We start from the raw sequence: 22,126 nt of genomic DNA, 5'->3' as shown, positions 1-22,126 counted from the left end.
GAGGTGCCATGCCGTTCGAGTAGTACGGCGCGCCGGTGTCGGCCCGCAGATCGCCCTCCTGCCCGCCCGCGAGCAGGCCCTGTAGGGGCACGGTCCTCCACCAACGCGGTGTCGTAACCGCTGCGGCCCGGACGCGGTGTCCCGCCGCACGGGACCGAACCCGGCTCGGTCGCCCGGATCCGCTGTCAGCGCAACGTGCTCGACGGCCGGCAGTTCTTCGGCTGGGCCAATCCTGACCACTACGAAGAAGGAGCGCACACATCGTGCAACCCTCATCGATCCACCTGCCGCACAGCGGCCTCACCGTTCCCGACATCAGCTATACGGTGACCTCCTACAAGGAGCACCAGACCCACGACGGTGTCGCCTTCACCGCGACCCTGCGGCGTAACGGGAAGATCATCGGCCAGATCGAGAACGACGGTTGCGGCGGTCCCGACATCTTCTACCCCAACACCGCCGGCGGTGTTCGAGAGCAGCGCGACGCTCTGGAGGTGTTCGCCGCCCGCTGCACCGACGCGCGCGGCGTCACTCCCGACGTGGCGCTGCTGTGCGGTGACCTCGTCACCGAGTATCAGACCAACCGCGCGATCGTCCGTGCCGCCAAACGCGGCAACACTCTGCTGCGCCTGCTGAAGGACCACGAACTCGGCGGCGGCCCGATGGGCTGGCCCGCAGCGGCTGCCACCACCGAGGCCCGGCCGGCGGGTGCCGCCGACCGCGTACGGCTGCGTGCGTACCTGCTCGGCGATCCGGAACTCGCCCCGCCCGCACTCGGCTGGTGGCAGATCTGGGGCGCCGGCGAGAACCGCTGGATCGATGTCACCGACCGTCCCGCCCACCTGCTCACCAACCGCCACTGACCACAGCCGGCTCTCGGCCGTCTGCCGCGCCCCGGCACCACATACCGCGCAGCCCGCTGACGCGGCCCGCCCAACAACCGTAAGGAGAGAAGAACAGTGGTAACCCGTATCCAGCGCGTCGTTGAGGACGATTTCGACCACAGCACCGACGGCATCGGCACCTACCGGTTCGCCCTCGAAGGTACCGAGTACGAGATCGACCTCGGCGAGCACAACCTCGAGCGGCTGCGCGCCGCGTTGCACCCGTTCATCGCCGCCGGGCGGCGGCTGCCGAAAAGCTCCAGCGGCAGAACCGGCCGGACGGCACCAGGCGCGAAGGCCGGCACCAGCATCCGGCAGTGGTGGCGTGAGAACCAGGCCGACCTCGACCTGCCCGCCTACAACTCGCGTGGCGCCATTCCGACCCTGGTGAAATCCGCCTTCCGCAGCAGCGCCACTCAGCCCTAACCAGCGCACACGAGGTCCAGGCGGCGAGCCCTCGTCGCCGTCCCGAAATCCCCCTCGCTACTCGGCCGACGCCCGGCCCGGCGCCACCGTGCGCCACCTCCCTGAAGTTCCGGGCGTGGCCGCACGGCCGTGCCCGGAACTCCTCACACCCCATTTCGGTGAAGGAGACCGACCCATGGCACCTGCACACCCGCCCGTCCACCCGCCGGCGTCCGACGACACCGCTGGCACCGGCCCGGCGGACCGGCTCTGGTTCCACCTCGACGAGGTACTGCCGCTCGCGGTGCACGCTGTCAGCACCCCGCGCCGCGGCATCACCGCTGCCGGGCTGCTGGCCGGTTCACCGTTGCTGCCGGCGCTCATCTGGCAGGCCGAACCCGACGGTGACACCCTGACCTCCAACGGCCTGCCCGGCTGGTACGACCGTAAAGGCGGCGAGCACGCCGCCCACGCCCGCCGCTGGCAGCGTCGTGGCGCCGCCAGCAGGATGACGGTCGGCGACTGCTGCGGCCTGCTGCCGTTGCGCGGTGTCGCGGACACCCCGTTGCCCCTCATCGACTGGCTGCAACAGGCCCATGCCCGTGGAGCGCACTGGCTCAGCATCACTCCCACCCGCCGCCCGGTGATCGGACCCGACCAGTGTGATGTCAGCGAGCAGCGCGGGGACCTCTATCCGCCGGCGACGACGTGGGTCGAGGCCACCGTGGTATGCGTGCCGCTGACCGGCAGCGGCAGCTATCCGGCGCTGGTCGCCGACGGCTACCACAGTAACCACGGTGGCGGCCTTCTCGCCCGGTTCGACCGGGCCACCGCCGACCAGATGATCGGCGATCTGCGTCAGTCGCGGCCCGAGCACCGCCCCGTACCCGACGCCTACCCCGTGCTGCGGTGGGCCGGCGACCGCATCGAGGTCTACGCCGAGGGCATCGACGGACTGCCCGGCCTGCGCCGCCACGACGTGGTCGGCCCGGACCCCGACGGCCGGTATCCCCTCGGCGCACACCTGTGGCCCTGGCTGCGCCTGGACACCCTGTGACGCCACCGAACACCAATCCCACACAATGCATCCGACTTGATCAATTTCTTGTTCGAAGCGTGAATGCAGTGAACCACTCGTCACCTGCTGAAACAGAAAGGGACCCGCGATGACCGACAACCCCTCCGCCGCTGCGGCCGAGGAGCCGACGGCGAACACCAACTTCGCCGTCCTGGCCGCGATCGCCGATCTTGCCGACAAGGCCACCCCCGCCGCAATCGCCCAGCAGGTCGGGATCGCCTACTCCACGGTGAACCCGAAACTGCGCTCCTGGGAGACCGCCGGGCTGGCCGAACGGTTCCGGTCCGACAGCGGCCAGTCCTTGTGGCGGCTGACCGCCGCAGGCCGGGCCAGCACCGCCACGCCGGCTCATTTCGCCGCCACCACAGCATCCGCTGCGGCCGGCACCGTCAGTGAGCAGGCCACCACCGCCGCCATGGTGCCCCCTGTGGGTGAGCGGCCTTCCGCGGTGACGGCCGCCGCGGGCCTGCACGACGGCGACGACCAGGATCCGGCGGTTGCCGTTCCGCCTGATACGGCAGCCAGCGACACGCCCGTTCCGGAGCCGACAACGGCTGACCTGCCCCGTGGTGACGACGTCAGCGGTGACGCGGAGCCCGCCGACGCCGCTGCCAGCGGCACCCCGCAACCCGTCACCGCGCCTGAGCCCGTGCCGCCCGCCGCCGATGAAGCGGCCGCACCCGAGGCGGAACACAAAGCCGGTGTCGGCACGACAACGGCTGTCGCGGCACCGACCAAACGTCGACGGCCCAAGGGAGCGCTCCGGACCAGTGCGCTGGCCGTCCTGCAGGCCGCCCCCGACCGCGAGTTCACCGTGGACGACGTGAAGAAGGAGATCGACCAGATCGACGCGGGTACCGGCTACCCGCGCGCCAGCCACGGTGCCGTCTCCAACGCCCTCGACAAGTTGGAGGGCGACGCCGCGATCGAGAAGGTCGACGACCGCAAAGCCGCGACGTTCCGGCTCACGCCCGCCACCGACTGAGACCGAGATCCCCGTCAATCAGCCCGGGACGGGCGTCAGTCGTGGCCCGACACGCCCGTCCCGGTGCTCCTCAACGCGAAGGAGTGATCCCATTGTCCCCGATCTGGACCACGATCTTCACCGCCCTCGGCGGAGTCCTCGCCGGTTTCGCCCTCACCGCAGCTCTGTTGTACCGGCGGCTGGACCGGCTCGACGTCGCCCGACGGCAGACCGCCGCCGCCGAGCAGCGGGCTGCGGCCGCCGAACTATTGGCCCGCCGCGACGACACCACCGGCCTGCCCAACCGCCGCGCCGTCCGTGAACACCTCGAGCGGGAGCTCGCCGCCGGCACCGGTGTCGGGGTGGTGATGCTCGACTTGGACGGCTTCAAAACCGTCAACGACACCTTCGGCCACGAGACCGGCAACGACCTGCTCACCGCAGTCGGGATGCGGCTGGCCGATCTACGAGCCCCGGTCCGACTCGCCGCGCGGCTCTCCGGTGACGAGTTCGTCGTACTCGTCACCGGAGACGCTGAACAGACCCGTGCCTGCGCCCGTGCCGCTTGGCGGGCGGTCACCGGCACCCCGATCCCGATCGCCGACCGCGTCGGGTGGCAGGTCACCGCCAGCGTCGGCTACACCACCACCGGCACCTCACCGACGGACCTGCTCCGCAGTGCCGACCAGGCGATGTATCAAGCCAAGAGATCTGGCGGCGGCGTTTGCGAGCCTGCAGCGGCCAGCCAGCAGCCGTCCCTGCCGCAGCACATCCGATGCCGCGACGCCCATCGCTCCTGAGGACCGGCACCGGACACGGCTCGCGTCAGCACCACGGACGCGAGCCGTGCCGCGTCGATGCCTCGGGCGAATCGGAGGCCCCCGGCGGCCTCTGGCGGCCCCCTCCTCATGCGCCCCCGGACCTTTGGAGCTCCGCCAGTGCTGTCCCTCGAAACCGTTCACGCACTCGTCGACCACCTCATGCACCTCGACAAAGCCCGGCCCAGATCCGCTGCGAGCCGCTGGCGCGAGCTCGGCACAATCGCGCTGGTCCAGGACTTCGCCCTGGGTCCCGGTACCCCCGACCTGCGAGGCTTGCGCGTGCTGCAGCTGCCGCTCGTCACCGACCACCGCCGTCACCAGCCACTGCCTGCCACCCTCCACGCGATCGCCGACGTACTCGCCGTCGACGCCGGCCACTCGCCGCAGCAGGGCGATGTGGCCCTGAATCCGTTCGACCAGGCCGTCCTGCGCCGCGAGGCGCTCCGGCCGGACCCGGGGCTGCGGCCGCTGGCGTGGGCGGTCTGCTACGGCGACCTGCTCACCGACTCCGATCCGCTCACCCGGGTACGCCGCGTCGAGGCCGTCGACGCCGACGGTCGCGTGTACCAACTGAGCCGCACCGCCCGCGAAACCCACCCGGTGGTCCTGGTCGACGAACACCCCGACCCCGCCGACCTACCCACCACCTACCCGGGGCTCGCCCGACTCGCCGCAGCAGCCGCCCACCCCACGACTTGACCTCTACCGCACAGCACGCGTCCATCTGTCATGGTCACCGCCACGGCATGTCTGACCAGGGGAAACATCTTCCGCAGAGATGCCGGGCGGTGACTGTCGCATGCCGTACGCCTGCCGACGGAGGTCACCGCCATGGCACCGCCCCACGCCCACCCCTTCGAGAAGCCGCCGCCGGACGGTGACACCTGCGCGATCGGTGATGTCGTCGACCGTCGCTTGTGGGCGCTGGCCGCCGCGGTCGCCGCCGCCCACCGCGCCGGAACGGACGGCCGCTGCACGAACCTGCTGTGCCACGGCCAGCCAGCACCCTGCGAGCCCGCCCGCAGCGCGCACGCCGCCGCCCAACTGGCCCGCCGCCCACCGGCTTCACCCCTGCCCCTGCCGCCAACGGATGACCATCCGGCGCGCGGGCGCGCCGCTGTGCCCTACGGGCCGAGCGGATTCGCTGGGCTGCTCGATCCGCCGGAGCGCACCACAACGGCGGACGCCGCGACCGACCGCCGCGTCTTTACCCCATTCCGGCGGCCCGACGCCGCTGCCACCCGACAACAGCACCAGGAGGAGGAACGCTCATGAACTTCCTGCCCAACGACACTCTCGCCGGATACGCCCGCACCGCCGTCGACCTGCGCGCCCGCATGGTCGATTTCACCAGCGGGATCCCCGCCCGCACCTATCTGGAAGCCATGTTCGCCGGTATGCCGACCGAGTACGGCACCATGACCCCCGACATGCTGGAGGCGATTCACGTCATCACCGGCAGCCCCTGGCGCACCGGCGAGCCGTACATCGTGGCGCCCGCCATGACGGCGATCATCGCCGCCGCCGCCCAAGCCCTGGACCTGTCCGGCGAGGTGCTGCTCGACGACACCGCCCCTGACGACCAAGGCGTGGTGTTCTTCCCCGAACCGCTCTACCACCGCGGCCACACCGGCAAGGTCTCCTCCATCGGCGCGATCACCTGGGCCCGCATCACCACCACGTCCGGGCAATCCTCCTGGATGGTCGCCGGATGGGCCGATCAGCACGACCCGCACGACCCGTCGGTCGCCCGCCGCCGCGCCGACCTCGCCGCCCGCCCTGACATCGCCCGCCGACTCGGCCCCTACCTGCTGTCGGACTACACCGATATCCCGATCGGCCGCCCCGTCGAACACCCCGAACACCCCGTCATCGACGACGCCGTCCACGACTGGGAACCCGCCCCGGACGGCCGATTCTGCATCGACGAAGCCACCGCCCGCACCCGGGGCTGCACCGCCATCGCCTACGCCTTCTGGTGCATCCAAGCCCAGCCCCTCGCCACCGTGGCCGCGGCCGCAATGGACAGGCCGTCGCGCCGCCGTGCCGAGCGGGCCGCGATCAAGCACGACACCCGCGTAGTGATGCTGCGCCGCACCAGCCCGCTCGCCGAGCCCGGCGACGGTGACCCGAAGTGGCACTACCGCGTCCGGTTCGTCGTCCGTGGCCATTGGCGACGGCTGACCGACCGCGACGGCAACCCTTACCGCATCTGGATCAACGCCCACATCAAGGGCCCCGACGGCGCTCCCCTGCTGCACGGCGAGAAGGTCGCCGTCCTCGCCCGCTGAACCACACCCCCGAACCCAATGTTGTGGCCACCAACCGACAAGGGTCGTCTCACCCAACCGACGCCCACCGAGGAGACAACAAACCGTGAGCACCCACAGCTACGTCGGCATCCCCGACCCCGCACAACCCGGCCATGTCCGGCTGCGCTACGTCCACAGCGACGGCAACCCGTACCGCATGATCCCCGCACTGCGCGGCATCTGGGCCGGAGCCGCCGCCGGTGACACCAAACGGCTGACCACCCTGCTGCTCGAGCACCACTGGGACTACCTGGACCCGGAGATGACCGACGGCAGCGACTCGACCCCGCTGGCCGGCGAGGAGCTGATCCCCGGCATCGGCATGACCCTGGCCGCCACCGGCGGTGACGGCGAGGTCCTGCCGCCCGAGCCGATCATCGTCACCACGCTGACCGCCGCCAGAGACCTGGACGCTCAGTGGATCTACCTGCTCGACCCCGGCACGGACACGGTCACCATGTACCTCAGCAACGGAACCGCCTACGGCACCGAGCCACTCGCGTCATGAACCGCCACCTCGTGGCCGGACCCGCGCCCGGATCGGCCACGAGGTGGGCCACCCGTGGTGACGGAGCAGCAGCCACCCCAGCTGGTCGGGCACCGGCTCAACTGAACGGAGATGACCAGTGATCTCGCGTGCCATCGGCGGGATCACGGCCGTAGTCGCCGTCGTGCTGATGGGCTGCTCCGGCCTGTTGATCGGGATGTTCGGCGGCGGTGCTTCGGCGAACTGCCTTCCCGTCAACGCGATGTCACCGACAGGCTCTCACACCTCCGGCGGCGGCGATGCGAGCGCGGAGCCCGAACCGATCGGAGACTGGAACGTCGAGCAGGTCGCGAACGCGGCGGTCATCGTCGCCGTCGGTCAGCGCCTGCAGGTCCCCGCCCGCGGTCAAGTGATCGCAGTAGCCACCGCCATGCAGGAGTCCTCACTGATCAACCTACCCGGCGGCGACCGCGACTCGGTCGGGCTGTTCCAGCAACGCCCGAGCCAGGGCTGGGGAACGCCCGAACAGCTTCAGGACCCGCAGTACGCGGCGACCAAGTTCTACACCACGCTGCTGGCCATCCCCGGCTGGCAGCTGATGACCGTGACGGCCGCGGCGCAGGCGGTGCAGATCAGCGCCTATCCGCAGGCCTACGCGAAGTGGGAGCCGGATGCCGTCCACCTGGTCAGCGTGGTCACCGGGACCACGACCGCCTGCCCGGCCGTCGGCATGGCCGTGCCCGCCCCCCGCAACCCCGACGGCTCCCTGCCGGAGGAACAGTGCTCCATCCGGCCAGATCCGACCACCGGCGCCGGCTGCCTCACCCCGCGCACGCTGCACCTCGTCCGGCAAGCCGCCGGCGCCGGCTTCCCCGATCCCAGCTGCTGGCGCGTCGACGATCACGGCGAACACCCGAAGGGGCGCGCTTGCGACTGGATGATGAGCGCCGGCGGTGAAGCCACCGGAAGTCAGAAGGCGATGGGGGACGCAATGGCGGCCTGGGCGGTCGGTAACGCCGAGGCTCTCGGAATCCGCTACGTCATCTGGTTCCGCATGATCTGGGAACCCGAGCGCGGCTGGTACGCCTACAACAACCCCTGGGGAGGCAACGATGCTTCCGGCTGGCACACAAACCACGTGCACATATCGATGTACTAGCTGTATGAAGGCAAAGCAAAACCCCGGCGGCATACCCTTGCGGGCAGAGGCGGACCGGGGTCTACGGGAGGAACCTGGCATCCGACCGCATCGGCAAGCACCATGATCCGGTGACTGCTGCCCTGACGGGAAGAGTCCGGCCCATTCGCGCCATCGGAATAACCGTGTTGCCCCGGTAACGAGCCAAGCCCTCATCCGGCGAGACGTTCACGTCGTCGGCTGACCGGCGGTGATGCCGTCCGTGACGAGAACCTACCGTGACGGCCTTGGCCGATGCAGATGCGATGGCACTGCCTCCGAGATCAGTCGCCGTTGCCGACGTCTACGCCTCCACACGACTCGGTCTCACCCGGAGCCTCCCGGCCGTCCTCGACGTCCCTTCGGCGAGCGGCGGCGAACAACAGATCGAAGTCCAACGGGACGACATCCTGCACCTCGTCGCGGAACACGCGAAGCCGCACGGGCCGGCTCTCTCCGTCATTCATTCGCCGAGCATACGCAGGGACGCCCGCAGCCCGCTCTTGACTGCTCGTCCCGCGAACTCGTCGATCTGCACCCGGTGCTTGCCAGCAGGGCCACCGCACCGAACCTCGTCAAACGCGCCTTCACGCAATACCCGCCACGCCGTATCTCAACGGGCGTCGTCATACGCCCGTGAGCACTGCGCTGTAACGGAATCCCCTCAATCAAGGAGAACCTCGTGACCGACCACGATGTGATCGTCATGCCCGCCGCCGGCGGGCATGACGAGACCGACAACACTATCGCCTACCCCATTTCGCCGGATTATGTGAAGTCTTGGACACCCGTCCGGGCGGTGTCCGAATTGATCGCGAACGCGCTCGACGAAGACGAGCATGCCCAGGTCAGCTGGGCTGACGGGGTCCTGACCATCGTCGACAAGGGGCCGGGTATCCCCGAAGAAGGTCTCATCCTCGGGGTCTCCACCAAGACCGACCAGCAGATCGGGCAGTTCGGCGAGGGCAAGAAGCTCGCCTGTCTGGTGTTGGCCCGAAGCCCGCAGATCGGTGGTGTGCGCTGCGAGACCGTCGGCTACGGCTTCACCCCGACCGTGACGCGACGCAAACTGCTCGGCGGGCTCATCCCGTCCCGCTCCGAGCAGGGCAGCGAGGTCCTGGTATACCGGTTCCACCCCAACAGCCGTACCCGCGGCACCGTCTTCACCGTCGAATGCCCGCGAGAACTGGCAGACGAGGCGATCGGACGGTTCCGCGCCCTGGCCGAACCCGGCTACCGGCCGCCGACAGCGCCAGGGGTGTGCGTGCTCGACGGCGAGCCGGGCCGGGTGTGGATCGGCGGAGTCCTGGTCACCCGCATGCCCGGCTTCCTCGCCTCCTACGACCTGCCGCTGGACCACAAAGCGCTACAGAATCGGGACCGCACCGTCATCGAAGCCGGCGCACTGCGCACCGCGGTCCGTGACATCCTCGCCGCCAGCGACAACCTGAAACTCATCGACCGGTTCGCCCGACACGTGCTCGACGGCGGGAAACTGCGCGAGCAGGAACAGTTCTTCGGCGAGGTCCACCGGCCCCACCCGCGCGCGGCGTGGCGATCCTGGGCCCGCATGCATCTGCCGGATAAGACGTACTACCCGGCACCCGGCAGCGAAGAAGCCGTACTCGACCTGAAGGACAACGGCTACACCGAGCAGGTCACCGCCGGTCTCAGCGTCCATCAGCAGGCCCGGCTGATGCACCTGCTGGGGGTCCAAGCCGCCAAGACCAGCCAGCAGAGCCACTACACCCGCACCCGCAACAAGACCCGCTGGGTACCCGCGAAGGCACTCACCAGGGCGGAGCGCACCCTGCTGGACGACTGCTGCCACCTGGTGCGCCGCGCGATCGGATCGTTCGCCCTGAACCAGGTGAAGGTGTACGACCACAGTGACGAGTCACCGTGCGCCGACGGCTTCTACAGCCCGAGAAGCGGCGACGTGGCCGTGCACCGCGAGGTGCTCACCGACCGGCACCGGACGCTGCTGGTACTGCTGCACGAGGCCGCACACCGCGTCGCGCACCGCGGCGGCGGCCACTGGGCCTCGATCCCCGACTTCTACGACCGCAGCCGCGGCTTCGAAAACATGCTCAGCGACTTCGCCGCCCGGCTGCTCGGCCTGCTGGCCGACGGCGCCGGCCTGCCGGACCTGGCCCCGGCCCCCGCGCCAGCCGATGGCCGGGTCCGGAACTGGCGGGCCGACGATCCGGGCGTGCCCGCCGTGCGCCGGGAACTGGCACACCTACTCCTCGACCAACTCCCGCACGCCCTCACCACCGGAGGCTTCCGCGGGACGTCCGAGCTGATGGCCTCCACCGCAGTGTATCCGGGCTACTGGCGCACCCTGACGAACCCGCGCGCGGTCGGGCACCGTTCCCGGCGCGGCGACCAGGCCGGCGACTACGACAAGGTCGCCGTGCTCGCCACCGCCCTCGGCCTTCACCCGCCGGTGGTGTGGCTCGGCTACCACCTGTGCGAAGGGCCCATCCGCGGGCGCCGCCGAGAGGGCTGGGGCCGGGCCGGCGCATGGACTGCCAAGACCCGCGCCGACGTGACCCACGCGTGCACGGACCTGGAGAAACTCGGTGCGCCGTACGCCGACCAGATCCCGCCAATACTGGCGCTGGCCTCCGGGAAGACACCCGCTCCGCTCGACGACGACGGCTGGCACGCCCCGGCCCGGCAGCTGCTGATGCTCGAACGCGATCGCCTCGGCCTCACCATGACCACGCCTGCCTGAGCCTGGCATCCGGCACCACCGGCCCCGGTCGGTGACGAAGCTGAAACGCCCCCGCGTCCCCCTCTACGCCCCTTCGCCCGGCGAGCGGAACCGCCTCGGCCCGACCAGACTCGCCATCCGGACCGAGGCCTCGGCCCCATCCCGGTACGACGGCATTCCGGTCAAGTCTGCCGTGCACTGCGGCCGGGGATCGCACCGCAACGCACGGCAAGCGAAACCCCACTAGACATCGGCTTGCGCCGAATTAACCAAGAAAGGAACGGTATGTCAGACCGCGTCTACATCGGCATGGCATCACGTGGCGGCGTGACCGCCCGTTACCTGCACAACGGCGACGCCCCCGAGTCCCTGATTCCCACGCTGCGCGCCATCTGGGCTGGTTTCGGCGGTGACAGTCGCCGGATGACGGACGCGTTGCTCGCCGAGGACTGGTCCTACCTCACTGCGGACCGGCAGCACACGAGCCCCTACCAGATCGTGACGGGAGTAGGAGTGCCGTCACCCGGCGGCACACGACCCCGCCCGGCCCTGCTCCGGCTGACCGGCTGCATCGGCGCGGATATCGGGTGGCTCTACGTCATCGATCCGGCCACCGCCGTCGTCGCCGTCTACGAAGCCACCGTCCATGACCGCTGGCTTCGGCACAGCGAGCACTACCTGCCGCCAGCCAGGCACGACACCGCACCCGGGCAGCCCGACGAGCCGGACCCGCGCAGGGTATGGCGCGACGACCTCGACGACGCGATTCGTGCCTACGGCGACGCCCGCGAAGAAGGCAATGGCTCCGCCGATGCCTTCGGCGTGGTCGACCACCTCCTCGACCAGGTAATGAGCGAACGCGACGACTAACCGCGCCGCCCGCTGACCGCAAGACCTACCTGCACACAGGGCATCAGGGCATGCCGTGCTGGTCCACGCCCGGCGGTGCGAGGACGCGTCCCGCCCGCGCATTCAGCGCGATCTGCACCCTTCTCTACCGGCCTGCCGGCCGCCATCACCCGACAACCCTCGGGACACCGCGCCGGCGTACTGCCGGCGCGGTGTTCACATCCGCGAAGGAGACCCGCACCCGTGAGCCGAACCTCCCGACCGAATCCCGCGCGAACCGCGCGGTTCGAGCTGCACGAGACCGGCGGCAACGACGTGTTGCTGCTCGGCCCCCGCCACCTGTCGCCGATCACCGACGACCTCGTCCTCTCGGTGCAGCACCGCACCTACGGCGCATCCTCACGCCGGTCGATCCTGCTGTCGCGCGTCCAGACCGGCGAGCTCCTGGCGTGGCTGGGCACCTGGTGGAAGCAGGGCTGGCCGGGCGTCACCCGCGTCGAGGGCCCGACCAGTTCCGACGTCATCGAGCACTACCGCAACATCGCGGTCCGCGAACGGATCCGCGCCGACCACGAGCGCCTCGACGCGCACCGGCTTCTGCACGCCGCGATCGCGCTGGTCGCACCTGGCTCCCGCAGCGAGGACCTCGACGCCGTCGCCCTGGAGCAAGGTCGCGCCTGGGTCCGGCTGCAACAGGAACGCGACCGGTTGGAGGAGATTCGCCGCGGCCTGGTGCAGGGCCTGTGCGAACTACAGGCTGCCAGCAACGCATCGGCCGACCAGCTCCGCGCCGCCGCCGGCCGACTGCTGCGGCTCAACGTCCCCGGCAGCGGGCAGGTCGACGCCGCGGACGCGGCCGACAGCCCGCTGTACGACCGGCAGCGGCTCGTCATCGCCGCCGACCTGCTGCCCCGCGCGGTGTCGGTATCGCCGGCCGGCGGGGAGCGCCAGCCGTGACCACCTATCTTCCCGGCCAGCGTGTCGTCCTGATCCACACCAGCGATCCGCACACCCGGCTGCGGCCCGGCGCCGTCGGTACCGTCCGCCGCCACGACCTGCGATCGAACACTGTCGCCATCGCCTGGGACGACGGCTCCACCCTGGCGATGCTGCTCGACGACGGCGACCGTATTGCCCTCGCCCTCGAACCGCAGGCCGTCACCGCCGACACGCCAGACGCCGAGCATCCGACTCCGGTGGAAGACCCGGCACCGGACCCCGGTCTTCTGACGCCGCCGGTTGCCGCCAGTGATGCGGTCGCCTACGTCACCGAGCTGCCGCCCTGCGACATCCACCGTGCCATGAGCGACACGGTGATTCCCGCCGGCTTCGACGGCTCGACCCGGCTCGGTCCGTGGGCCTACATGTGCGATGGCTGCTTCAAGGCCTACGGCCTCGGCCTCGGTGTCGGCCGCGGGCAACGGCTGATCCTCGGCCGCCGACCCGACCTCGGTACGGCTGCCGACAGCGGCCTGGACTGAGCCCGCCGCCGCTGGCCGCGCCATCCGCGTACGGCACGCCTCGAACGCGGGTGGCGCCACCCTGACCCGGCTAATCGGCACCCGCGACTCACCTGCGACACCTAGCCGGTGACCACTGCACGACACGACTGGGCCGCCGAACGGGGCGGTACTCGACAAACCCCGGCGTGACGAAGCGACCGGCGCCTACCGCGACGCAACTGGGACCACGGTTCGCGACCGGACCACCGACCTGTTGCCGGCAGGTGGTCAACCCCCATCGTCCGGGCCGAGGAGCCGGCACCGAACCGACCTGTGACTGACCGCCTCACGAGACAAGGAGAACCTCATGGCCGAACCGAGCACCGCCACCAGCGGTGACGAGAAGACCGATCCGGATTGGATCACCCGCTGGCTGCGCCCTGGCGACCTCTTCCGCGACGAGCCTCTCACCGATGAGCAGGCCGGCATCGAGTTGTTCGACGGCAGCATCTACGTCGATAACCGGGCCGGGCTCGCTGCCCTGGGCCATGCCATTGTGCAGCACTGCGATGGGCCCGACACCGGCACCGTAGCGGCTGCCGGCCTCGACCCGACTGCTGATGCCGGCCATACCTGGCCTGACGTCGCCCGGGCCGCTCTCGCGAAACCGGCCGTCGTCTACGTCGCCACCACTGACACTCGGCACTACTCGTGGACCGGGATCGGCGCCACCGCCGAGCAGGCCCGCGACGCGCTGATGTCCGCGTGGTACGCCCACGCCGAAGCTACCGGGGCAGATCCCGACCACATCCGGCGCGACGAGCTCAACGTCATCGGCGGCAGGCCCGGCCAGGGCTTCCGCGACTACGCCCCGCTGTCCCGCCTCTGACCCACACCCGCGCCACACCACGGCCTCGCATTCCGGCATCGGAAGGCGGGGCCGTGGCGCGCGCCCAGCTCACGACATCGACAGGTGATCCACACGATCGATCACCACATATCGCCACCTGCCACGAGATCCGCGACCACCCGGTCGCGGATTTCACATTTCCGGAAAGGAAGAACCATGCCCGACAACTACGACTGGCCTCTGCCACAGGCAGCCACCATCGATCAAGTGCTGCGGGACCTGACCGAGCACGCCGGCTACAGCATCGCTGACGACGGCGAACTCGATCTGGCCTTCGCCCAGCAGCCGAAACTGATCCTCACCTGGGTGGCGACGGCAGCCCGCTACACCGCCACCGATTTCCAACTACAGATGCTGCACCACTCGGTCGCCTGGATGCGGATGGAGCTCGCGCCGACCAGCGACCAGGAAACCGAGGACCTGACCACCTATGTGGACAACCTGCGCCAGCTGCTGGTGGAACACGGCAGGCTCCGCACCGCCCGCGCCGATGCTTACCGAGACTTCACCCGCGCCTGCTCCTCACTCGAAGGCCAGCAGGTGCTGGTGCCGGCCGTGCGGGTATGGCAGCCGATCGAGCTGATCGCGGACGGGCTGACCGAGCTGATGACCGTCGAGGTGCCCATCGGCGCTGCGGCTCCGTGGCCGCTGGTCAGGGCCGGGCGGCGGCTGATCGACAGGCTCGTCGACCTGCCGGCTTCGGCGCAGTCCGGTCGGCAGGTGCTGCGTCGGTCGCTGGCCGGGATCGTCTGCGTCGATCATCACGGTGCCCGCCAGTGGGTGCTGCCCGACCCGGAGCGCCGGTACTGGCTGCACGACTTCGGCTGGTCTGTCCCGCATCGTGACGCCGGTGGGGCCGTGGCCGTGGACGGCGGCGACCGATGAGCGACGCGAGCATGTGGGCGATGACCCTGATGGGCCTGTACACCGCTGGCCGGCAAGCCGGCCACGACGCCGCCGACCAGTGGGCCCGCACCAGCCTCGGCAGGCGTGTGCTCACCCGTCGAGGGCCGAACCGCAGCACCGGCATCGGCGGGCAGCTGGTCCCCTACCTGGGCGGAACCGGCGGATGGGTGACCGGCGAGACCTATCAGGCCGCCGCCGGAAGCGGCCAGCCGTCCTGGGATGACCTGACCGACATACAGCGCGACGAGGCGCTGGGGGCGTACATCGACGGATTCGACGACGGGGTCCACGAACGCTCCCCGGTGCATTTGGCGGCCGCGACCCCGACGTTGCCGTGGCGGATGTTGCCTCACCTGCACCCGGAGCGGCTGCGGGTCGGGGCGGCCGGCGTGTTCGCCGGCAGCTGGTCATGGCGGACGTGCCCGTTCGGGACCCGGCGGATCCCGGCCGGGTTCGTCGGCACGCAGCGCGAGCTGCGCCTCGACGGCCGGGCGGTGTTCGCCTGCACCCGGCAGGTCGCCGAGGCGATCGTCGCCGACCAGCACCGGCTGCGCGTGTTCTGGCGCGACGAACTGCTCAACCTCGGCATCCGACCGCAAGCGTGCGCCGAGGCGGTCGACCGGCTACCGACGATGAGGTTCGACGGTGACCTCCTGGTCGTCGACAAGACCGGCGTGTCTGGTGGCCCGGACACCACGAGGAGGATCGCCCCGGACGACGACGGCGAGTACGTGGTGATGGGCGGCGCCTGGAACTGGCGGGCGGTCGACCCGCACGACTGCGACCGCATCGTCGGTGAGGTGCCCGCGCCCGGAGATCAGCAGCGATTCGTGCCGCTGCCCCACGCCCCGGGGATGCAGGTTCCGCACGACCGGTTCCGGCTGAGCATGCTGTCGCGGTGGCCGGCGCGTGGCGGCACGGCCTACGTCGCGGCGCTGCTGCTCGACGGCCAGCGGATCGGCACCGTCGGCGACGACGCCACCGGTGCCGGCCACGAACTGCTGATGAGCGACGCGGCCGGCACCGCAGCATGGTCGGCGTACGTGGCCGCCAGCCGCCACGACGGCCGGCGCGTCGACCAGCAGATGCTGGCCACAGCGGTCGCCGTCGAAGCGGCCATGGGCAACACTCTGCTGCGCCTGGTCGACGATGCCGGCACCACCCTGGCGCTGCGCCCGATTCCCGCGCCTGTCTCGGGGCGCGACCTCGAGCAGGCCCTCACCGCACCGCCAGCAGGCGGGCGGTGGCGGATCTGGACCGGCCATGCCTGGGACACCCTGCCCGACCTCTCCCCTACGAAACGGTGGTGACCACAGCGATGGACCTGGAAAACATGATCGCCAAATACACTGGCCGCGATCTCACCCACCAACAGCTGGAACGTGCGATGCAACGCGGCGGGTTGGCAGCGGAGTTCGCCCAGGAAATCGGCAGCACCGCCGAGGCCGTCGGGGTCACCGAGAACGAGCTGCTCCGTGTCATCGACACCATCACCGGTCACACCGGCACCGTGCGGCAGGTGATCGAGGCCGAACCGGGCCAGCCCGCCACACCGCTGAGAAGGTTCGACGAACTGCGGGGCGCCGGGGCACGCTTCGACGCCCTGCTCGCCGTACGACAGGCGCAGCTCGGCCACCTGGACGGGCTGCTGCGGCTCTGGCAGCTGTGGCTCGACAGCACCGACGAGACCGAGCCGGAGCCGCGGCGATGACCCGCCCGGACGACCGGTCGGTCGGCGACCCCGAAACGATGCGGACCCGGCTGCTGGCCCGCATGTGTGACACCTGCATATTCCGCCCCGGCAACCTCATGCACCTGCAACAGGGCCGGCTGCGTGACCTGGTCGACGAGGCCAGAGCAGCAGAAAGCTTCATCATCTGCCACAGCACTCTGCCCGGCATGGCGCCCGAAGGTGTGCAGCCGGCGGTCTGCCGCGGCTTCGCCGACCGGTACCGCACGAGGTCGTTGCAGATCATCGAGCGGATGTTCGGCTTCACCGAGGTCGAGCCGCCGCCCAAACCCGACGCCTGATCGCCTCAGCCCGATCCCCGCGGTCGCCTGGCTCTGACCGAGCCGGGACCCGCGCACCGCCTTCTGATCCGAGCACCACACGGCTGCGACACCCGACGTCCTCGATCCGACTGATCGAGACGCTCCGGGCGATCGCCTGACCCGTTTCCGCTGTGCGGGCATGCCTGCGCACCCCGGAGACGGGGGGCGCAGGCATGCCCGCCTTCTCGAAAGGCTGCCATGACTGCACCCCCGCCCGCTCCCGAGCCCACCGCCGGGGCCTCGGGATACCTGTACCGCAAAGTCGCCCTCTACCTGCGAGACCACCCGGACCGTCCGCACAAGGTCGGTGAGATCACCAAAGCGATCGAGGCGCCCTCGACCGGTGCCGTATTCGAAGCCGCCAGGAAGATGGCCGCCGCCGGACACGCCACCCATGACCGCGACCCGCACCGGTTCCAGATCACCCAGCCCGGTATCGCCGCCGCCGGCACCATCCCGCCCACCACCCCCGGACGCCACGGCGGTACCCGCCGCAGCGGGAAGCCGACACCGATCACCCGCCCCAGCGGGCTGCTGTACTACCCGCGCCGGCTCGGCCGCGACTGGGACGTCAGCGTCCTGCACCAACTGCGCCAGCAGCGGATGCCGGTGCTGCTGTACGGGCCGCCCGGCACCGGCAAGACCGCCATGCTCGAAGCCGCGTTCCCCGACCTGCTCACCGTCGCGGGCACCGGCGACACCATCGTCGACGACTTCCTCGGCTCCTACGCCCCGCTGCCCGGCGGCGGCTACGACTTCATCTACGGCCCCCTCGTGCAGGCGATGCGCGAAGGCCGGGCGCTGCTGGTCGACGACGCCACCCTCATCCCACCCCGCGTACTCGCCGTGCTGTACCCGGTGATGGACGGCCGCGGCAAGATCACCGTCACCACCCCGAACGGCGCCGAGACCGTGGAAGCCGTCGACGGGTTCTACGTGTGCGGCGGCCACAACCCCGGCGTGCACGGCGCGATCCTCACCGAGGCCCTGGCCTCACGGTTCACCGTGCAGGTCGAGGTCACCACCGACTGGGACCTGGCCGCCGAACTCAAAGTCCCGAAAACCGTGATCGCCGCAGCGGTCGACCTGAACCTCGAACTGGCCGCCGGCCGCATCGGCTGGGCCCCGCAACTGCGTGAACTGCTCGGCTTCGTCAAGGTCAAAAGCACCCTCGGCATGACTGCGGCGCTGTCGAACCTGGCCGGCATCGCCCCCGACGACGCCCGCGACGCCGTCACCAACGCCCTGTCCCAGCACACCGGCAAACCAGTCACCGCCCTCGCCCTCGGCAAACGCTGACCCCCGCCCTCCACCAATCGAGAGGAGACAACCGATGTCGCCATCGAACCCGCACCGCCGCGCCGGCACCGCGAACAAGGCCAAGCCGAACGCGGACTGGCAGCTCTGGTCCGACGCCTGGACCAAATACGTCCCCCGGCTGACCGGCCGCACCGACCTCACCGTGCTCGTCGCACCCGGCGCCGGCGGCGGCGCCCCCGAATGTTTCTACCCGGCACTAAACCGCATCGAGATCAACGCGACCCACATCGCCGACACCCCCGACGTCGCCGACCCCCGACGGGCCGGGCACAAGAAGATCGTGCCCACCGGATACGGACTGCTCGTACACGGCTGCGCCCACGCCGCCCACTCCCTGTGGACGGCACCGCCCGGCACCGCGCCGATCCTGACCGAGGTCGCCGAACTGCTCGAGGAATCACGTGCCGAAGGCCGGCAACGCGGCCGCCGCCGGACCGACCGCCGCTGGCTGCGCCACATGACCAACACCGTGGTACATCCCGGCGCCGCCCCGGTCGACGACCATTGGCACGCCGGGGTGCTGGCCGCGCTGCTCCTCGCCCGCGTCGACGCACGGATCCTGACCAGCAAAGACGTCCGCGGCATCCGCGCCGCCGTCACAGCCGTCATCGGCCGGCTCACACTGCGCCGGCTCCGGGAGGTCTGGCGGCAGGCACACACGGTCGACGACACCGACGCCACCACGATGATCGAACTGGCGCGCCGATGGTGCGAGATCCTCGGCATCGACCCGGACCAGCACCAGCTCGTCCCGATCGCCGATGACAGCCTGTTCGCCGGCCGCCTCGACCAAGCCCTGATCGACTTCCTCGCCGCCACCGTCCGGCTCACCCCCAGCGACTACCGGGCCCGGATCCTCGACCTGCGGCACCGCCCACCCGCCACCTGGACACGCACCGCACCCACCGCCGCGCAGCAAGAAGCCGCCCGCCACCTCGCCGCGCGCATCGCGCGGGCCCGGACCCGCAACCCCGAGATCATCCGGCGCGGCGCTGTGCTGCCACCCGGCCGACTGCGCACCCGGCACGCAATCGCCGCCGACGCCCAGATCGCCGCCGGTCACACCCCCACCGCACAGCCCTGGCAGCACCGCACCGTGGCACCGCCGCCCAAACCCACCCTGCGCTTGGGCATCCTGGCCGACCTGTCCGGCTCCATGCACTCCTATGCAGCCGAACTGTCCTCCGCAGCATGGATCTTCGCGCACGCCGCCCGCCGGGGCCAGGCCATCACCACCACCATCGGCTTCGGCGACCGAGCCACCCTGCTGACCCCACCCCACGCCCGGCCACAACAGGTCCTGCACATGCCAGCCGACGACCGCAACACCGCCACCTTCTGCGAGGCCGCGAAACTCGCCGACCAACTCCTCGACCTGCGCCACGGCCGCTCCCTACGGATGCTGGCCGTCGTGTCCGACGGTCGGCTCGACAACAAGCAGGCCGGGCAGAAACTCATCACCACCCTGCACCGGGCCGGCTGCGCTGTGCTGTGGCTACACCCGAAAGACCTGGCCAGCCACACCTTCGAGCACACCACCACGATCACCGTCGCCGACCCCGTCGACGCCGTCGCCCGCATCGCCGACGCCGCCGTCACCGCCATCGAAAACGCCTGACCACTGCCGCCGCCGACGGTGCCAACCTCCCAGGGCAGTTCACGGCGGCACCCGGCGATACACCACTACGCGCGGGCGCGCCTCTGTCTGTCCCGGTGTCTGGCGTGCCCGCGCCTTCAACGAAACGGCTCAACGAGAAAGGCAGGATCCCGTCATGCCGAGCATGAACGAACTACTACAACAGCAGGTCGAGATCATCGACCGGGTCGGCTGGTCCGTCGTGCACGTCTTTCCCGACCCTGGCGACCCGCCCACCAACGTCGCGTTCACCTACACCGTCGGCCTCACCGCCCACGACCACCCGGAACTGGTTCTCGCCGGCCTTACACCGCAGATTGCGCAGGCTCTGCTCAACGACCTCGGCCGCCGGGTCTTCGACCAGGCCGCCCGGTTCTCCCACGGCGAGCGACTCAGCGACGTCCTGGCCGGCTACGACGCGATCATCGTCGACGGCGCGCCGAACGACGTCCTGCATCCCGGCATCGCGTTCCGGCTCTACGGCCGTGACAAGGTCCGCCTTCAGCAACTGGTCTGGCCCGACCAGGACGGCCGATTCCCATGGGACAGCGGTTACGGGTACCCGCCGCACGCCCAGCCCTTGATCGCGAACCCGGAAACCCTGCCGCCCGCAGAGTAGGTGAACCAGTGAAGCCGTGCCCAGCCGGCGGGCCGGCCGACACTGCTGCTGTTCAGCCGGCCAGCTGACCCAGGCGCCTACGGCAACGGGACCGAAAGATCCGGTGTTGGCTGCCGCTCACACCAGCGAAGCGGCAGCCAACACCGGACAAGTGCGCGGCGAGCCAGCGCGGGCCGTTGAGTCAATTTTAGTCACGTCCTGGATCGGCCGTGTACAGAAGGAGCGACGCGCTCTCGTGCCGAGTTGAGTGCGCTGGGCCGCAACCCTGACCGCACACCCAGCCCAGCAAGATCCTCGTGGAACAATTTAGTCTTACCTAGACTTGCCGACCTCAGGGCTCGATGCAGAAGAGCGAGTCGAGTAAGGCCTGGAGCTTTTAAGCTGGTTGATTCGGTTTGGCCAGTTGAACCCAAGGTGCTCATTCATGAGAAGAATAAGGTTGGGCCCGTCAATTAGCTCAATCCGCTGATCAATCCTTGCATGCTCTAGCGCGGCGGGCTCAAACGAGGACGTGGTTACCAATACACCCCTCAGCGCCTCGCTCTGATTTATCCTGCCTCCGAGGCTGGACGCCTGATCGGACGATATACGCTTCTTGGTGTATCGCTTGCATTGGATATATACAGTCTGATGGTAGTCATTATCGCTGCGCCGGGCCACAACGTCGCGCCCCTTATCCCCAGACCTTGGCGTCAGCTCGGTCTTGTAGCCCATGGCGTCGTAGAGATGCTCAACCACCTGCTCAAACTCACGCCAATCAGTTTCATCGAGCAAGAACTTAACCCGCTCTACCGCAGTGGCCGGGGTTCCGATGAAGTATCCACGTATGATTGCTTCCGCATCGCCAAGCGCGTGGATCATCTTGTCAGAGAGCTCCCAGAGGTTTGCGGTTGTGTATACATCGAGCGCCTGGAGAGCGAGTCGCGGCCGGTCTGGGAGCAGCCGCAGGACCCAGCGCAAGCCTTCGCGAGGCGGTTCATCAGTTACGCCAGCATAGTAGCGCACTATTCTCTTGACAAATGGGTCCGATTCCAGTCGAAGGTAAGTGCTGAAGTCTTCAGGCTTTTCAGAGGATGCAACCTGACAAAAAAATTCGTACCTGAGGTGATCACCGCCCGTCGCCGTAGACGGGATCAGCAGACTTTCAAGCACCCCTAACACTTCCGGTTCCGGCCTAGTCGCAATTACCTGTAGGTAAGCGTCGAGTAGACTATCGCTAGGAAATGCCCATATATCGGGCAATGATGCGCCTAATCCTCCTTCTGCATGCTCTTGAACTTCTTCCATCCACTCCTGCCGGGGCATGATCTTTTCGAGCAGTTCTTCAAGCTCTGCCGGAAGTTGCCTGTCGGTCATCCCTGTATTCTCCCCTAGAGGGAGCGCTCCAGGGAAGCTAGGCCCACATAGCTTGATCTGGCGGCATGTCGGCTTGCAAGGACGGCCTCCATCGAGGAAACACCCAAGTCCATCCTTTCGCAATGAGAGGGAAAGGATTTTCTATTCCAAGTAGGAGTCCAGCCATTAGTATTTCTGCGACCGAGAATG

At 69.4% G+C, this 22,126-nt stretch carries 24 protein-coding genes; 22 read left to right on the top strand and 2 right to left on the bottom strand.

The window, feature by feature from the left end; genetic code table 11:
* The first annotated feature begins 263 nt into the window (after positions 1 to 263).
* The 10 genes from ACQ0O7_RS33490 (at position 264) to ACQ0O7_RS33445 (ending at position 8,110) form a co-directional block, all read left to right on the top strand.
* Positions 264 to 863, top strand: a complete 600-nt coding sequence (locus ACQ0O7_RS33490; RefSeq protein ID WP_430788174.1) for a hypothetical protein — start codon at positions 264 to 266, stop codon at positions 861 to 863.
* Between the two features lie 96 nt (positions 864 to 959).
* Positions 960 to 1,310 carry a histone-like nucleoid-structuring protein Lsr2 gene (locus ACQ0O7_RS33485; RefSeq protein ID WP_430788172.1) on the top strand — a complete coding sequence of 117 codons (351 nt, stop codon included), beginning with the start codon at positions 960 to 962 and terminating at the stop codon, positions 1,308 to 1,310.
* Between the two features lie 175 nt (positions 1,311 to 1,485).
* Positions 1,486 to 2,346: a hypothetical protein gene (locus ACQ0O7_RS33480; protein ID WP_430788170.1), complete on the top strand. Its 861-nt coding sequence runs from the start codon at positions 1,486 to 1,488 to the stop codon at positions 2,344 to 2,346.
* Positions 2,347 to 2,455: 109 nt separating this feature from the next.
* Positions 2,456 to 3,352, top strand: a complete 897-nt coding sequence (locus tag ACQ0O7_RS33475) for a hypothetical protein (protein WP_430788168.1) — start codon at positions 2,456 to 2,458, stop codon at positions 3,350 to 3,352.
* Between the two features lie 92 nt (positions 3,353 to 3,444).
* Positions 3,445 to 4,131, top strand: a complete 687-nt coding sequence (locus ACQ0O7_RS33470) for a GGDEF domain-containing protein (protein WP_430788166.1) — start codon at positions 3,445 to 3,447, stop codon at positions 4,129 to 4,131.
* 180 nt (positions 4,132 to 4,311) lie between these two features.
* On the top strand, positions 4,312 to 4,851 hold the full coding sequence (locus ACQ0O7_RS33465) for a hypothetical protein (protein WP_430788164.1): 540 nt from the start codon (positions 4,312 to 4,314) through the stop codon (positions 4,849 to 4,851).
* Between the two features lie 132 nt (positions 4,852 to 4,983).
* Positions 4,984 to 5,427, top strand: a complete 444-nt coding sequence (locus ACQ0O7_RS33460) for a hypothetical protein (protein WP_430788162.1) — start codon at positions 4,984 to 4,986, stop codon at positions 5,425 to 5,427.
* Positions 5,424 to 6,443 (top strand): hypothetical protein, encoded by a 1,020-nt coding sequence (locus ACQ0O7_RS33455; protein WP_430788160.1) that lies wholly within the window; start codon positions 5,424 to 5,426, stop codon positions 6,441 to 6,443. Before ACQ0O7_RS33460 ends, ACQ0O7_RS33455 begins: the two co-directional genes overlap by 4 nt.
* Positions 6,444 to 6,528: 85 nt before the next feature.
* Positions 6,529 to 6,972 (top strand): hypothetical protein, encoded by a 444-nt coding sequence (locus ACQ0O7_RS33450; protein ID WP_430788158.1) that lies wholly within the window; start codon positions 6,529 to 6,531, stop codon positions 6,970 to 6,972.
* Positions 6,973 to 7,141: 169 nt separating this feature from the next.
* Positions 7,142 to 8,110, top strand: coding sequence for a hypothetical protein (locus ACQ0O7_RS33445; protein WP_430788227.1), 969 nt, complete (start codon positions 7,142 to 7,144; stop codon positions 8,108 to 8,110).
* A gap of 302 nt (positions 8,111 to 8,412) precedes the next feature.
* Here the strand turns inward: ACQ0O7_RS33445 and ACQ0O7_RS33440 are convergent, their stop codons facing one another.
* The gene (locus ACQ0O7_RS33440; protein ID WP_430788156.1) at positions 8,413 to 8,571 is read right to left on the bottom strand and encodes a hypothetical protein; all 159 of its coding nucleotides are present in this window, start codon (positions 8,569 to 8,571) and stop codon (positions 8,413 to 8,415) included.
* Positions 8,572 to 8,810: 239 nt separating this feature from the next.
* On the opposite strand from ACQ0O7_RS33440, the gene ACQ0O7_RS33435 reads away from it, so the two are divergent.
* From ACQ0O7_RS33435 to ACQ0O7_RS33380, 12 genes are all read left to right on the top strand, one after another.
* Positions 8,811 to 10,868, top strand: a complete 2,058-nt coding sequence (locus ACQ0O7_RS33435; RefSeq protein WP_430788154.1) for a hypothetical protein — start codon at positions 8,811 to 8,813, stop codon at positions 10,866 to 10,868.
* A 264-nt stretch (positions 10,869 to 11,132) separates the two neighbouring features.
* On the top strand, positions 11,133 to 11,717 hold the full coding sequence (locus ACQ0O7_RS33430; protein ID WP_430788152.1) for a hypothetical protein: 585 nt from the start codon (positions 11,133 to 11,135) through the stop codon (positions 11,715 to 11,717).
* A gap of 222 nt (positions 11,718 to 11,939) precedes the next feature.
* Positions 11,940 to 12,653, top strand: a complete 714-nt coding sequence (locus ACQ0O7_RS33425; RefSeq protein ID WP_430788150.1) for a hypothetical protein — start codon at positions 11,940 to 11,942, stop codon at positions 12,651 to 12,653.
* Complete coding sequence (locus tag ACQ0O7_RS33420) at positions 12,650 to 13,177, top strand: DUF4314 domain-containing protein (RefSeq protein WP_430788148.1); 528 nt, start codon at positions 12,650 to 12,652, stop codon at positions 13,175 to 13,177. Before ACQ0O7_RS33425 ends, ACQ0O7_RS33420 begins: the two co-directional genes overlap by 4 nt.
* Before the next feature lie 328 nt (positions 13,178 to 13,505).
* Entirely contained in the window at positions 13,506 to 14,027 is a 522-nt protein-coding gene (locus tag ACQ0O7_RS33415) for a hypothetical protein (protein ID WP_430788146.1), read from the top strand.
* Between the two features lie 177 nt (positions 14,028 to 14,204).
* A complete protein-coding gene (locus tag ACQ0O7_RS33410) occupies positions 14,205 to 14,933 on the top strand; it encodes a hypothetical protein (protein ID WP_430788144.1) in 729 nt (242 codons plus the stop codon).
* Positions 14,930 to 16,264 (top strand): hypothetical protein, encoded by a 1,335-nt coding sequence (locus ACQ0O7_RS33405; protein ID WP_430788142.1) that lies wholly within the window; start codon positions 14,930 to 14,932, stop codon positions 16,262 to 16,264. Before ACQ0O7_RS33410 ends, ACQ0O7_RS33405 begins: the two co-directional genes overlap by 4 nt.
* Positions 16,261 to 16,665: a hypothetical protein gene (locus ACQ0O7_RS33400; RefSeq protein ID WP_430788140.1), complete on the top strand. Its 405-nt coding sequence runs from the start codon at positions 16,261 to 16,263 to the stop codon at positions 16,663 to 16,665. The genes ACQ0O7_RS33405 and ACQ0O7_RS33400 overlap by 4 nt, the downstream gene beginning before the upstream one ends.
* Positions 16,662 to 16,985, top strand: a complete 324-nt coding sequence (locus ACQ0O7_RS33395; protein WP_430788138.1) for a hypothetical protein — start codon at positions 16,662 to 16,664, stop codon at positions 16,983 to 16,985. Before ACQ0O7_RS33400 ends, ACQ0O7_RS33395 begins: the two co-directional genes overlap by 4 nt.
* 219 nt (positions 16,986 to 17,204) lie before the next feature.
* Positions 17,205 to 18,305, top strand: coding sequence for an AAA family ATPase (locus ACQ0O7_RS33390; RefSeq protein ID WP_430788136.1), 1,101 nt, complete (start codon positions 17,205 to 17,207; stop codon positions 18,303 to 18,305).
* A gap of 34 nt (positions 18,306 to 18,339) precedes the next feature.
* Entirely contained in the window at positions 18,340 to 19,944 is a 1,605-nt protein-coding gene (locus ACQ0O7_RS33385) for a VWA domain-containing protein (RefSeq protein WP_430788134.1), read from the top strand.
* Positions 19,945 to 20,098: 154 nt separating this feature from the next.
* Positions 20,099 to 20,581: a DUF4262 domain-containing protein gene (locus ACQ0O7_RS33380; protein ID WP_430788132.1), complete on the top strand. Its 483-nt coding sequence runs from the start codon at positions 20,099 to 20,101 to the stop codon at positions 20,579 to 20,581.
* A gap of 312 nt (positions 20,582 to 20,893) precedes the next feature.
* Here the strand turns inward: ACQ0O7_RS33380 and ACQ0O7_RS33375 are convergent, their stop codons facing one another.
* Positions 20,894 to 21,937, bottom strand: a complete 1,044-nt coding sequence (locus tag ACQ0O7_RS33375) for a restriction endonuclease (protein WP_430788130.1) — start codon at positions 21,935 to 21,937, stop codon at positions 20,894 to 20,896.
* Between the last annotated feature and the right edge of the window lie 189 nt (positions 21,938 to 22,126).

The organism is Actinoplanes sp. G11-F43 (assembly GCF_050589265.1).
Classification (GTDB): domain Bacteria; phylum Actinomycetota; class Actinomycetes; order Mycobacteriales; family Micromonosporaceae; genus Actinoplanes.
The sequence above is the reverse complement of the archived record's forward strand: the minus strand, read 5'-3'. Positions and strand labels throughout refer to the sequence as shown.